Source organism: Propioniciclava sinopodophylli (genome assembly GCF_004324755.1).
Classification (GTDB): domain Bacteria; phylum Actinomycetota; class Actinomycetes; order Propionibacteriales; family Propionibacteriaceae; genus Propioniciclava; species Propioniciclava sinopodophylli.
The window spans coordinates 91,187-103,805 of sequence record NZ_SDMQ01000001.1 but is presented as its reverse complement, the minus strand read 5'-3'; the positions used below and the strand labels follow the sequence as shown (position 1 = coordinate 103,805).

Annotated in this window: 12 protein-coding genes; 6 read left to right on the top strand and 6 right to left on the bottom strand. The window is 71.6% G+C overall.

From position 1 onward, the window contains the following. The first annotated feature begins 5 nt into the window (after nt 1–5). A complete protein-coding gene (locus ET989_RS00510) occupies nt 6–1,313 on the top strand; it encodes a hypothetical protein (protein WP_131166607.1) in 1,308 nt (435 codons plus the stop codon). On the opposite strand, the gene ET989_RS00505 is transcribed toward ET989_RS00510, so the two are convergent. Genes ET989_RS00505 through ET989_RS00490 form a run of 4 tightly spaced genes read right to left on the bottom strand, consistent with a single transcriptional unit; the run spans nt 1,295 to nt 4,307 of the window. Continuing rightward, the gene (locus ET989_RS00505; RefSeq protein WP_131166606.1) at nt 1,295–2,284 is read right to left on the bottom strand and encodes a glycosyltransferase family 2 protein; all 990 of its coding nucleotides are present in this window, start codon (nt 2,282–2,284) and stop codon (nt 1,295–1,297) included. The two genes, ET989_RS00510 and ET989_RS00505, sit on opposite strands and share 19 nt — an antisense overlap. A 14-nt stretch (nt 2,285–2,298) precedes the next feature. Beyond that, nucleotides 2,299–3,180: a glycosyltransferase gene (locus tag ET989_RS00500; protein WP_206662159.1), complete on the bottom strand. Its 882-nt coding sequence runs from the start codon at nt 3,178–3,180 to the stop codon at nt 2,299–2,301. A gap of 9 nt (nt 3,181–3,189) precedes the next feature. After that, nucleotides 3,190–3,591 (bottom strand): DUF2304 domain-containing protein, encoded by a 402-nt coding sequence (locus tag ET989_RS00495; RefSeq protein WP_165489958.1) that lies wholly within the window; start codon nt 3,589–3,591, stop codon nt 3,190–3,192. Beyond that, the gene (locus tag ET989_RS00490) at nt 3,588–4,307 is read right to left on the bottom strand and encodes a glycosyltransferase family 2 protein (RefSeq protein ID WP_206662158.1); all 720 of its coding nucleotides are present in this window, start codon (nt 4,305–4,307) and stop codon (nt 3,588–3,590) included. The genes ET989_RS00495 and ET989_RS00490 overlap by 4 nt, the downstream gene beginning before the upstream one ends. A 173-nt stretch (nt 4,308–4,480) precedes the next feature. Here ET989_RS00490 and ET989_RS00485 point away from each other — a divergent pair, with 173 nt between their 5' ends. The 4 genes from ET989_RS00485 to ET989_RS00470 are packed head-to-tail and all read left to right on the top strand — an operon-like array spanning nt 4,481 to nt 8,202. Continuing rightward, the gene (locus ET989_RS00485; protein WP_131166603.1) at nt 4,481–5,974 is read left to right on the top strand and encodes a methylmalonyl-CoA carboxytransferase subunit 5S; all 1,494 of its coding nucleotides are present in this window, start codon (nt 4,481–4,483) and stop codon (nt 5,972–5,974) included. Between the two features lie 26 nt (nt 5,975–6,000). Then, nucleotides 6,001–7,539 carry an acyl-CoA carboxylase subunit beta gene (locus ET989_RS00480; protein WP_131166905.1) on the top strand — a complete coding sequence of 513 codons (1,539 nt, stop codon included), beginning with the start codon at nt 6,001–6,003 and terminating at the stop codon, nt 7,537–7,539. Between the two features lie 14 nt (nt 7,540–7,553). Continuing rightward, nucleotides 7,554–7,820, top strand: coding sequence for a hypothetical protein (locus tag ET989_RS00475; protein WP_131166602.1), 267 nt, complete (start codon nt 7,554–7,556; stop codon nt 7,818–7,820). 16 nt (nt 7,821–7,836) lie between these two features. Next, complete coding sequence (locus tag ET989_RS00470; protein ID WP_131166601.1) at nt 7,837–8,202, top strand: biotin/lipoyl-containing protein; 366 nt, start codon at nt 7,837–7,839, stop codon at nt 8,200–8,202. An 18-nt stretch (nt 8,203–8,220) separates the two neighbouring features. On the opposite strand, the gene ET989_RS00465 is transcribed toward ET989_RS00470, so the two are convergent. Both ET989_RS00465 and ET989_RS00460 read right to left on the bottom strand, forming a co-directional pair. Then, a complete protein-coding gene (locus tag ET989_RS00465) occupies nt 8,221–8,958 on the bottom strand; it encodes an SDR family NAD(P)-dependent oxidoreductase (RefSeq protein ID WP_131166600.1) in 738 nt (245 codons plus the stop codon). 196 nt (nt 8,959–9,154) lie between these two features. Continuing rightward, nucleotides 9,155–10,033 (bottom strand): MerR family transcriptional regulator, encoded by an 879-nt coding sequence (locus ET989_RS00460; protein WP_131166599.1) that lies wholly within the window; start codon nt 10,031–10,033, stop codon nt 9,155–9,157. A gap of 222 nt (nt 10,034–10,255) precedes the next feature. Between ET989_RS00460 and ET989_RS15360 the strand changes: the two genes are divergently transcribed. Next, on the top strand, nt 10,256–12,475 hold the full coding sequence (locus tag ET989_RS15360) for an ATP-dependent DNA ligase (protein ID WP_131166598.1): 2,220 nt from the start codon (nt 10,256–10,258) through the stop codon (nt 12,473–12,475). The last annotated feature ends 144 nt before the right edge of the window (nt 12,476–12,619 follow it).

The window sequence follows — 12,619 nt, the reverse complement described above, 5'->3', positions numbered from 1 at the left end:
CTCGAGTGAGCAGCACCCAGCAGGCCCCGGAGGCGACCCCCGAGCCTCCCATCGCCCGGTCGCGCGCGCTGGGTATCGTCGCCTCCTCGGGCGCGGCCGCCGTGTGCAGCTTCCTGATCACCGTCGTGAGCACCAACAGCCTCGGCAGCGAGGAGTTGGCGCTGGAGTTCCTCGTTTTCTGGGCCCTGCTGTTCGGCGCCTACGGTGTCATCTCGGGCATCCAGAACGAGACGACCCGCGCGACCAGCGCGGTCTGGCTCGCCGAGCACGCACCCACCGGGGCGCGGCGGCCGGTGACGAGGGGCGCGCCCGTCCTGGCCGGCGCCGCGGTCATGGGCGGTGCCGCGGCGGCGCTCGTGGGCGCGTCCGCCTGGTGGTGGGCCCCGCGGTTCGTCCCGCACGTCGGCTGGGCCCCGGCGCTGCTCGTCGGCGCGGTGTTCCTCTACGCGTTCCACGTCGCCCTCTCCGGCGCCCTCGCCGGCCAGCGGAGCTGGGGCCTGTTCGCCCTCGTCATGGGCGCGGAAGCCGTGCTCCGGCTGGTGACCGTCGCGCTGGCCGCGTGGTTCGCCCCCGGCAACCTGACGGCGCTGGCCTGGGCGACCATCGGGCCCGCGGCGATGTGGCTGGTCTTCGTGGCGCTGTCGCGCGATTCGCGGCGGGCGGCGGCGTCCGTGGCCGACGTCGGGCTGGGCCAGCTCGTCCGCAACAACGTCGTCACTGCGCTGTCGGCCGCCGCTACCGCCGTCCTGATCACCGGCTTCCCGGCCGTGCTCAAGGGGCTCGCGGGCGGGGGCCAGCAGGCGGCCGCGCTCGCGGCGCTCATCCTCGCCATCTCGCTGACGCGTTCGCCCCTGATGATCCCCCTGCAGGCGTTCCAGGGCGTGGCCGTCACCGCGTTCCTCGCCGCCCCCGGGCGCCGGCTCGCCGTGCTCGCGCGCTACATGGGGGCGCTGGCCGCCCTGGGCGCGGTGGCGGCCGTCGCCGCCGCGCTGCTGGGGCCGTGGCTGCTGGGCCTGCTCTACCCGGCCCTGGGCTACGAGCTGCCCGGCGCCACCTTCGCCGGCCTGATGCTGGCCGCCGTCGCCATCACCTGGCTGACCCTCAGCGGCATGGCCGCGCTGGCCATCAACGCGCACCGAACCTACCTCGCGGGCTGGGTCGTCGCCTCAGCGGCGTCCGTCGCCCTGCTGTGGCTGCCGCTGCCGCTGGAGCCCCGCGTCGTGGTCGCCCTGCTGGCGGGGCCGCTGCTGGGCTGGGGCGTCCACCTCGAGGCGATCGCCCGGGCCGACCGCGCTCAGCGCCCCACGTTGTAGGCCCGCGCCACGTAAGCGCGGTACAGACGGCCGTACAGCCCCGGGGCCGCCTTGAGCAGGAGGCCGGCCGCGCCCACCGGCGGGCGCTCGCGCAGCGTCACCGCCACGTCGCCCCAGCTGAACGCCGACGCCGCCGCGCGAACCCCCGCCCTCCGTGACACGGCGTCCCCGGTGCCCCGAATGGCCTGGTGGGCGGCGGTCAGGTAGGTCATCATCGCCGAGGCCGTCAGCGCCCGCGCCACCGCGGGGTCGTGGGCCAGCTCGCCCAGTCCCTCGCGCACGAAGTCGACCGCGGCGCGGCTCTCGGCCAGCGGACGGACGTGGCCCCACGTCAGCGAGGCGGGGTTCACGTAGTAGTTCAGGGTGGGACGGGCCACGACGCGCGCCCGGCGGGCCCGCTTCGCCATGCCGACGACGACGGCGGCGTCCTCGCCCCGGTGGACGCCCTCGGGGAAGCGCAGGTCGGCCATCACGGTGGCCCGCACCATCTTGTCCCACAGGAACGGCCCCAGCCGGTCCTGCAGGGCGGCGAGCAGCACCTCGCGCCCGACGAGGTCGCCGGACGCCGCGGGCCCCCGGTCGCGAGGGGCCCCGTCGGCGGGGTGGATGGTGTGGTGGGAGACGACGAGGTCGACGTCGCCCGTGGCGGCCGCCAGCATCACGGCGTGGCGGTCGGGGGTGACGTCGTCGTCGGCGTCCAAGAAGGTGATCCACTCCCCGCGCGCGGCGTCCAGGCAGCGGTTGCGCGCCACGGACACCCCGGCGTTCGGGGCGGCGGGCAACAGCCGGACGCGGGCGTCCTCGGCCACCAGTCCCTCCAGGATCGCCCGGGTGCCGTCGGTGGATCCGTCGTCGACCACGACGACCTCGAGGTCGGGGTCGGTCTGGGCGAGGCAGGAGCGGACGGCCCGCTCGATGCTCTCCTCGGCGTTGTAGGCCGGGATGACGACGGTGACCCGGGGGTCGGCCATGGGGCTCCTCCTCCTCAGGCGCCGAACGCGTGCCGCAGCACGGTGCGGACGCCGCGGGTGTCGTGGGTGCGGACGGCCTCGGGCAGCAGCGTGAGCGCGTGGGCGCGCGCGGTGAGGCGGAGCCGGGCGGCCATCTCGGCCCTCCGCCAGCCCAGGGCCCGGGCCTGCGCGGCCGCGGCGGCGAAGTAGTGGCGGTCGCCGGCGAAGCGCCTGCCGTCGAGCAGGTCGAGGCTGGACGCCGAGGCCGAGTGGCGGCGGTACTCGAAGCACACCTTCGGTGTGGTGACGAGCACGTCGCCCTGGGCCAGCAGGTCGACGATCAGGGCCAGGTCCAGCACGATCGCGTACTCCTCGCGGAAGTCGACCGACTGGATGCGGTCGGTGCGGAACGCGATCGAGGGCCAGTAGAGCCAGTTGCCGGTGAGCAGGTTCGCCACCAGCGCCTCGCCCGAGAGCACCTGTGGGCCGTGGCCGCGCGGCCTGACCAGCCGCTGCTTGACCCGGTCGGCCAGCGGCAGGGACTCGTTGCCGTCCTCGTCGATCACGCGGACGCCCGGCTGGATCATCGAGGCCTGCGGGAACTGCGCGTGGACGCGCAGGATCTCCTCGACGTAGTTCGGCAGAAGGCGGTCGTCGCTGCCGAGGTTGACGAGCAGCGGCTCGGTGGCCATGCCGACGGTGGTGCGGAAGTTGGCCACCAGCCCCTCGTTGACGGGCTTGCGGTGGTAGGCGATGCGCGGGTGGTCGAGTTCGGCGATCCAGTCGCGGATCTCGAGCGAGGGGTAGGCGTCGTCGACGATCGTCAGCCGCCACTGGTCGCTGGTCTGGGCCAGGACGCTGTTGACGGCCTCCTTCATCAGGGCCGGGTCTCCCCAGTAGGGGATGAGGATCTCCACGGCCATCGTTCAGCGGCCCTCCGGCCCCGGAAGCTCCAGCGGGGGCTCCGGCGCGTCGAGGCGGTTGACCGCCGGCGGCTCGAGGTCGGCGACGCGCAGGTTCAGCATCGCGACCTCCTCGGCCAGGGTGCGGGTCTCGTCCTCCAGCTCGGACACCTCCAGCGACAAGTGCAGAGAGACGCCCAGCAGCATCAGAATCGACAGGAAGAAGAGCAGGTTGGAGGGGACGGCGACGCCGACGAGTCGGGCCAGCCACTCCAGCAGGCCGGGCCACAGGGCCAGCACCACGGTGGCGACGCCGACGAGCACCCACAGGAAGGCGTACTTCTCGCGGATGTTGCCGTTGCGCAGCACGCGGCCCAGGGTCACCAGCACCAGCAGCGCGATGACGACGAAGATGATGGTTGTCATGGCTCGATCGCCTTCCGGGCGCGGCGGGTGCTCGCGATGAACAAGGCGAACAAGGAGCGGAACAGGTAGATCGCGGCCTTCCATGGGTTCTTGCTGGGGACGCCGCCCTGCCGGGGCCGCATCGCGACCGGAACCTGCGTGACCGTCAGCCCGGCCTTGATGGCGGTCATCAGCGAGTCGATGGTGTCGCCGAGGTACTCGGCGGGGAAGTGCTCGGTGTACTGGCGGATGGCACGGCGGTTCGCGGCACGGAAGCCGGACGTCACGTCGGTCAGCGGCGTGTGCGCCGCGCGGGAGATCGTGGAGGCGAGCAGCAGCATCGCCCAGCGCCGGGGGCCGGACGCCTTGTAGTCGCCCTCGCCGGCGAAGCGGGCCCCGATCGAGATGTCGGCGCGCTCCAGCCCCTCGAGGACGCGGTGCAGGTCGGCCGGGTTGTGCTGGCCGTCGGCGTCCACCTGGATCGCCTGGTCGTAGCCGTTGCGCCACGCGTACTTGTAGCCCGCGCGCATGGCACCGCCGACGCCCAGGTTGTAGGGCAGGCTCAGGACGGTCGCCCCCGCCGCGCGGGCCACGGCCGCGGTGTCGTCGGTCGACCCGTCGTCGATGACGAGCAGGTCCACGTCGGGGACGGCCTCGCGGAGCTCACGGACGGTCTCGCCGACGACGACGGACTCGTTCCACGCGGGCATCAGCACGAGGGTGCTTTTCTGGGTCATGGGTCCCCTGGAGGTCGGCTACGGACGTCCCCGACTCTACCGTTCGGGGGCGCGGGGAGACGCGGTGGCCGCGCGGCGCCCGTCCATCCCACGATGTGGTAGGAAGTGTCCCACGTGTCGGCATTATTCGTCAGTCCGACGACATGTAGTAGAGACAGTGGCAGGATGGGCCCATGACTCCACGAACCATTGGCGTGACAGAGGTCGCGCTTCGTGATGCACACCAATCCCTGATGGCCACGCGCATGGCCATGGAAGACATGGTCGACGCGTGCGCCGACATCGACCAGGCCGGTTTCTGGAGCGTCGAGTGCTGGGGCGGCGCGACGTACGACGCCTGTATCCGGTTCCTCAACGAGGACCCTTGGCAGCGCCTCCGGACGTTCCGTGAGCTGATGCCCAACAGCCGCCTGCAGATGCTGCTGCGCGGGCAGAACCTGCTCGGCTACCGCCACTACGAGGACGGCGTGGTCGAGCGCTTCGTCGAGAAGTCCGCCGAGAACGGCATGGACGTCTTCCGCGTGTTCGACGCCCTCAACGACCCGCGCAACATGGCCCGGGCGATGCAGGCGGTCAAGAAGACCGGCAAGCACGCCCAGGGCACGATCTGCTACACGATCTCGCCGCTGCACACCACCGAGGGCTACATCAAGCTCGCCGGCCAGCTGCTCGACATGGGTGCGGAGTCCATCGCGCTGAAGGACATGGCCGCCCTCCTGCAGCCGCAGGCCGCCTACGACGTCGTCAAGGGCATCAAGGACACCTACGGCGACGTGCAGGTCAACGTGCACTGCCACTCCACCACCGGTGTCACGCTGGTCAGCCTCATGAAGGCGATCGAGGCCGGCGCCGACGTGGTCGACACCGCTATCTCCTCGATGAGCCTCGGCCCTGGCCACAACCCGACCGAGTCGCTCGTTGCGATGCTCGAGGGCACCGAGTACACCACCGACCTCGACATGGACCGGCTGCTGCGCATCCGCGACCACTTCGCGAAGGTGCGCCCCAAGTACGCGCAGTTCGAGTCGGCGACCCTGGTCGACACCGACATCTTCTCCAGCCAGATCCCCGGCGGCATGCTTTCCAACATGGAGAGCCAGCTCAAGGCCCAGGGTGCGGGCGACCGCATCAGGGAGGTCATGGCCGAGGTTCCCCTGGTCAAGGCGGACGCCGGACACCCGCCGCTGGTGACGCCCAGCTCGCAGATCGTCGGCACCCAGGCGGTGTTCAACGTCCTGATGGGCAAGTACAAGGTGCTCACCGGCGAGTTCGCCGACCTGATGCTCGGCTACTACGGCGAGTGCATCGGGGAGCGGAACCCCGAGGTCGTCGAGGTCGCCCGCGCACAGACCAAGAAGGAGCCGATCACGCAGCGTCCGGCCGACCTGCTCGAGCCCGAATGGGACAAGCTGGTCGCGGAGGCCACGGCCCTGCCGGGCAACGACGGCTCCGACGAGGACGTACTCACCTACGCGATGTTCCCCTCGGTCGCGCCCGGGTTCTTCGAGAACCGCGCCGACGGCCCCAAGAACGTCGGCAAGACGCCCGAGCAGATGGCCAGCCAGGCCGCCGCGAAGGGCGATGACGATCGCGCCGTGAAGGGCCCGATCACCTACAAGGTGTCCCTCGGTGGACGCGAACACAACGTCGTCGTGGAAAGGGCGTGAAGACCGTGGCCAAGAAGCCCGTTCCCATGCAGCAGCAGGTCGAGCAACTCAACAAGGCCCGGTTCGCCGCCCGGCAGGGCGGCGGCGAGGACCGCCTGGCCAAGCAGCGCGACGCCGGGAAGATGACCGCCCGCGAGCGCGTGACCGCTCTGGTTGACGAGAACTCGTTCACCGAGGTCGGCCTCTTCCGCCGCAACCGGACGACCGCGTTCGGGATGGACACCGCCGACATGCCCGCCGACGGCGTGGTGACCGGCACCGGCACGGTGCTGGGGCGCCCGGTGCACATCGCCAGCCAGGACTTCACCGTCGTCGGCGGGTCCGCCGGCGAGGTGCACAGCCTGAAGGTCGCGCAGATGATGGACGCCGCCCTCAAGTGCGGCACGCCTTTCGTCTTCATCAACGACTCCGGCGGCGCGCGCGTGCAGGAGGGCATCGACTCCCTTCACGGCTACGGCGCGGTGTTCCACACCAACGTGAAGCTGTCCGGCGCCGTTCCGCAGGTCTCGATCATCGCGGGCCCCTGCGCCGGCGGCGCCGCGTACTCCCCGGCGCTGACCGACTTCATCATCCAGACGCGCAAGGCCCACATGTTCATCACGGGCCCCGGCGTGATCAAGCAGGTCACCGGTGAGGACGTCACGGCCGACAAGCTCGGCGGTGCGGACACCCACATGGCTGTCTCCGGCGTCAACCACTTCGTGGTGGACGACGACGCCCAGGCCATCCTCGTGGCGCAGAAACTGCTGAGCTACCTGCCGCAGAACAACACCGAAGACCCGCCGATCATCGACCCCGACCCGTATGTCGAGCACGACCCGTCGATCTACGACCTGGTGCCGACCGACGGCAACAAGGGCTACGACGTCCGCACGGTCATCGCGCGCATCGTCGACCACGAGGACTTCCTCGAGGTGCAGGCCGGCTACGCCACCAACATCGTGATCGGCTTCGGCCGCGTCAACGGCCGCTCGGTCGGCATCGTGGCGAACCAGCCGCAGGTGATGGCGGGCGTGCTCGACATCAACTCCTCGGACAAGGCGAGCAGGTTCATCCGCTTCTGCAACGCCTTCAACATTCCGCTGGTGACGCTCGTGGACGTCCCCGGCTTCCTGCCGGGCGTCGCCCAGGAGGCCGGCGGCATCATCCGCCACGGCGCGAAGATGCTGTACGCCTACGCGGCGGCGACCGTCCCGAAGATCACCGTCGTGCTTCGCAAGGCCTACGGCGGCGCCTATCTGGCGATGTGTTCGAAGGACATGGGTGCGGACACGGTGTACGCATGGCCGACCGCCGAGATCGCCGTCATGGGCGCCGAGGGTGCGGCCGCCGTGGTCTTCCGCAAGGAGATCGAGGCCGCCGACGACCCGGACGCACGCCGCGCCGAGCTGGTCCAGGAGTACAAGGACACCTATTCCACGCCGTTCGTGGCCGCGTCCCGTGGCCTGGTCGACGACGTCATCGACCCGGCCGACACGCGTCGCTACATCGCGATGCAGCTGGAGATCCTCGTCAACAAGCGTGAGCTGCGGCCGGCCAAGAAGCACGGCCTCGGTCCGGTGTGATCGGGGAGGGAACCATGTCGGACGACATCAACGCCGAGCTGCTGGCCGCGGTCAGGAAGCTCACCGATCGCGTCGAGGGCCTCGAGGCGGAGATCAAGAGCATCAAGCTGCTGAACGCGCAGAACGTGCCCGAGGAGGTGGTGGTCGCCATCTCGGCGGCCGTCGCCGCCTACCTCGGTCACCGCGCCAAGCGTCGCCAGGCCCACTTCACGCGCTCGGCTGCCTGGCAGTCGACCACGCGCGCCTCCCAGCACGACCGCACGCCGCCCCACCTGCGGTGAACCGAAAGGTACTCTTATGAAGCTCAAAGTGACCGTCAACGGTATTCCCTACGACATCGAGGTGGACGTCCAGGCGGAGGAGAAGCGCCCCGTCGGCTCGATCGTGATCGGCGGCGCGGGGGGCATGAACACCCCGGTCGTGACCACGGCGTCCGTGCAGGCCACGTCGGCCAACGCCGTCACCGCGCCCCTGTCGGGCTCGGTGTCGCGCATCCTCGTCGAGGAGGGCCAGGCCATCAAGGCCGGCGATGTCCTCTGCGTCCTCGAGGCCATGAAGATGGAGACCGAGATCACCGCTCCGGCTGACGGCACGGTGGCCCGCATCCTCGTCGCCAAGGGCGAGTCCGTCGCCGGCGGCGAGGCCCTCATCGAGCTCGGCTGAGCCGCGCCCGTCCCGGGCTCAGGTGACGCGGTGGACCTTGTGGTTCGCCGCCTGGGCCCGGGGCCGGATCACCAGCCGGTCGATGTTCACGTGCGCCGGACGCGACGCCACCCAGGCGATCGCGTCGGCCACGTCCTCGGCGACCAGAGGGTCCGGGACGCCCGCGTACGTGGCGTCCGCCTTCGCCTGGTCGCCGTGGAAGCGCACGAGCGAGAACTCCTCGGTGTGCACCATGCCCGGCGCCACCTCGCACACGCGGACGGGGCGTCCGGACAGCTCCAGGCGCAGCGCGCCCGCCAACATCCGTTCGCCCGCCTTGGCTGCGTTGTAGCCGGCCCCGTTCTCGTACGCCGCCTCGGCTGCGGTCGACGTGACGAACACCACGGTGCCCTCGGCCGCCTCGATGGCGGGGAGCAGGGCCTTGGTCACGCGGCCGGAGCCGAGCACGTTCGTCTCGTACATGGTCGTCCAGGCCTCGAGGTCCGCGTTCTCCAGCGGCTCCAGCCCAACGGCGCCGCCGGCGTTGTTGACGAGCAGGTCCACGCCGGGCCCGGCGGCTTCCGCGAGGGCGGCCACGTCGGCGTCCGAGGTGATGTCGCAGGCCACGGCCTCGCCGCCGATCTCGGCGGCGAGCGCCTCGATCCGGTCGATGCGGCGGGCGGCGCAGAGGACGCGGTAGCCCTGGGCCGCGAGCGCGCGCGCGGTGGCGGCCCCGATCCCGCTGGAGGCTCCGGTGACGACGGCGGTGGAGGTCATGCCCCCGATCATAGGAGTCGGTACCGCTTACGGCGCCAAGTCGGGCGCCCCACTGCCGGACGGCCAGGATGCCCAGGCACAGGGCGGCGGTGACGACGGCGACCAGCAGCAGCCCGTTCGGGGTGCGTCCCGACCACGCGAGGGATCCCGGAACCGGGGCGGCAAACGATGTCCAACCCTGTCGGCGGTAACCGCGTCAGCCGGTGTCGCGCACGCGCAGCGACTGTGCCACCTCCTGGGCGGCGACGCCCACGTCGTCGGGCAGGCGCGCCGCCCCGGGGAGGTGCCCGGCGCGGACTCCGCCGACCCAGACCAGGATCGGAGGGGAGAAGGCCCGCAGCCGGTTGACGACCTCCTGGGCTCGCGGCGTCCGGGACGCCCGGGGCACCCCGAGCACCGCGGCGCGCGGGGCGAGCGAGGTGGCCGCCCGCGCCCAGTCCGCGATCGGGACGTCGGCGCCGAGATAGACCACGTCCACGCCGCGCTGGCGCAGACACGTGGCGAAGGCAAGCAGGCCGAGCTGGTGGTGCGAGCCCGGCGGGAGGCCCACCAGCACGCGCCCGGGCTCGGTCGGGCGCGCCTCGTCGAAGCGGCGGCCCAGCGCGCGCAGGACGCCGGCGCTGGCGAAGTGCTCGTGGGCGACCGTGAGCTCGCCCTGTGCCCACGCCGCCCCCAGCCGCTCCAGCTCGGGCATCAGCCAGGCCTGGCAGACCACGTCCAGCGGCGCGGCGGCGAAGGCGTCGGCCAGCACGGCGTCAAGGCTGGCCGGGTCGAGGCTCACGGCCGCGGCGACCAGGTCCAGGCGGCCCAGCGTGGCGGCGTCACCGGCGTCGGGCGGCGACCCGCTCGCGATCGTCCGGGCCGCCAGCGACGCGGCCATGCCACCCTCGACGAGGGCCGCCATCCGGCGCAGCCGCTCGACCTGCTCGGGGGTGTAGAGGCGGTAGCCGCCCTGTGAGCGTTCGGGCTCCACCACCCCGTAGCGTCGCTCCCACACGCGCAGGGTTGTCTCCAGCACCCCAGTGATGGCGGACACCTGCTTGACGGTGTAGCGCGGGTCGGCCGAGTCGGTCACGCCGCCGACCGTAGCAAGTGCGGCCGAGGCGGGCGAGGGATTCGGGGCCTGGTCAGGGGCGACGCCGCCCGGACCCGCCTCAGGCCCGCGGTGTCCCGGCCCAGCGCGTCCGCAGTGCTGCTCCTGGTGTCGGCGACGGGCCTTCGACGCTCCGGGGAGCGACGCGGTGCTGGGAACCCCTCTCCAAGGTCGGCGTCGTTGACGGCCGGGTTAGGCTCAGCCGTGGCCGAAGCAGAGATTCTGTCCATCGACGGTTCCCACGGGACGCGTGAGGTGAAGCTGTCCAGCGCCGACAAGGTGCTGTGGCCGAAGGTCGGGCGGTCCGCCGCCATCACCAAGCGCGACCTGGCCGACTACCTCCTCGCCGTGTCCGGGCCCTTCCTGCGCATCAACGGCGACCGGCCGATGACGCTGCAGCGGTTCCCCGACGGCATCGAGGGCGAGGAGTTCTTCGCCAAGCGGCCGCCGGCCGGCGCGCCGAAGTGGCTCAACCGGGTGACGTGCACCTACCCGAGTCGGCGCCGCCATGACCAGCTGACCTTCGACGAGCCGGCCGCCCTGGCCTGGGCCGCCCAGATGGCGACGATCACCTTCCACCCGTGGCCGGTGCGCACGGCGAACCTCGACAACCCCGACGAGTTCCGCATCGACCTCGACCCCCAGCCCGGCCGCGACTTCACCGACGCCGTCACCGCTGCCCTGGCGCTGCGCGAGGTGATGGCCGAGGTCGGCCTCGCCGCGTATGCGAAGACCAGCGGCAACCGCGGCGTCCACGTCTACGCCCGCATCGCCCCGACGCACGAGTTCCAGGACGTCCGCCACGGCGTGATCGGCGTCGCCCGCGAGCTCGAGCGCCGGATGCCCGACCTCGTCACCACCAGCTGGTGGAAGGAGGAGCGCGGCGAGCGCGTCTTCGTCGACTTCAACCAGGCCAACCGCGACCGCACCATCGCCGGGGCGTACTCGCCGCGTCCGCTGCCGGGCGCGCCCGTCTCCACCCCGCTGACGTGGGACGAGCTTCCGGACGCCGACCCGCGCGACCTCACCGTGTGGAGGGTCCCGAAACTGCTCGCCGACCGGCCGTGCCCGTGGGCGTCCATGGACGCCGAGCCCGGCGACCTCGCCGGCGCGCTGGCGTTGTGGGAGGCCGACCTCGAGCGGGGCCTGGGCGAGCTGAACTTCCCGCCCGACTACCCGAAGATGCCCGGCGAGCCGCCGCGCGTGCCGCCCAGCAAGCGCAAGGCCGACCGGCCCGAGGAGGACTACCTCGCGCCCAAGGCCGAGCGCGACGCCGAGTGGGGGACGCCCATCGTGCCGCCGTTCGGGCCGATGCTGGCCAAGTCGGTCAAGGAGTTCCCCAAGGCGGACGTGCTGTTCGAGCCCAAGTGGGACGGCTTCCGCACGATCATCTGGCGCTCGGGCGACATGGTCGAGCTGGGCTCGCGCAACAGCCGCCCGATGACCCGCTACTTCCCCGAGCTGGTTGAGGCGGTGAAGGAGAACTTCCCCGACCCGTGCGTGATCGACGGCGAGATCATCCTCATCGACCCCGACTCCGGCGACCGGCTGAACTTCGAGCTGCTGCAGCAACGGATCCACCCCGCGGCGTCCCGGATCAAGAAGCTGTCGGAACAGATGCCGGTCAGCTTCGTCGGCTTCGACCTGCTCGCGTGGGGCGAGGAGAACTGGGCCGAGAAGCCCTTCGCCGAGCGGCGCAAGGGCCTGGAGAAGGCGCTGGCTGGGGCGAAGCCCCCGATCTTCCTCACCCGGGCGACCGCCGACCGTGAGTTGGCCAAGCAGTGGTTCGAGCAGTTCGAGGGGGCGGGGCTCGACGGCGTCATCGCCAAGCCGCTGGACGCCCCGTACGCCGAGGACAAGCGCGTCATGTGGAAGATCAAGCACGAGCGCACCGCCGACTGCGTTGTGGCCGGCTACCGCCTCTACCGCGACGAGACGGACGCCATCGGCTCGCTCCTGCTCGGCCTGTACACCGACGACGGGACGCTCAACTCGGTGGGCGTGATCGGTGCGTTCACCATGGAGCGGCGCCGCGAGCTGTTCGTCGAGTTGCAGGAGCTGGTCTCCGACTGGGAGGGCCACCCGTGGGCGTGGGCCGAGCCGGAGGACCCTGAGGTGCGAGCGGAGCGAGCCTCGAAGGGCCCCGGCGCAGGGCAGGAGGACCTGCGCGACCAGGCCTTCCCCCGGACGCCGACCGCCGCGGCGCACTCGCGCTGGAACGCCAAGAAGGACCTGTCGTTCACGCCCCTGCGCCCCGAGCGCGTAGTCGAGGTGCGTTACGACCACATGGAGGGCAACAGGTTCCGGCACACCGCCCAGTTCGTTCGCTGGCGTCCGGACCGCGAGCCGGCCTCGTGTACGTACGCGCAACTCGACGAACCCGTCAGCTATGACCTCGCCGACGTGCTGGGGACGGCGGGGTAGCGCCGCAGCCCCGTGAGGGGACTCTCCTGCGCCATTCACATCTCCCGCCGTCGGGAGGTGCAGTTCGCCTGGGCGATCCCGGCGCGATCATCGCGCTCGTGGTCGTTGTGCGAGATGCTCGGCCTCACGCTCGCCATCGCCTGA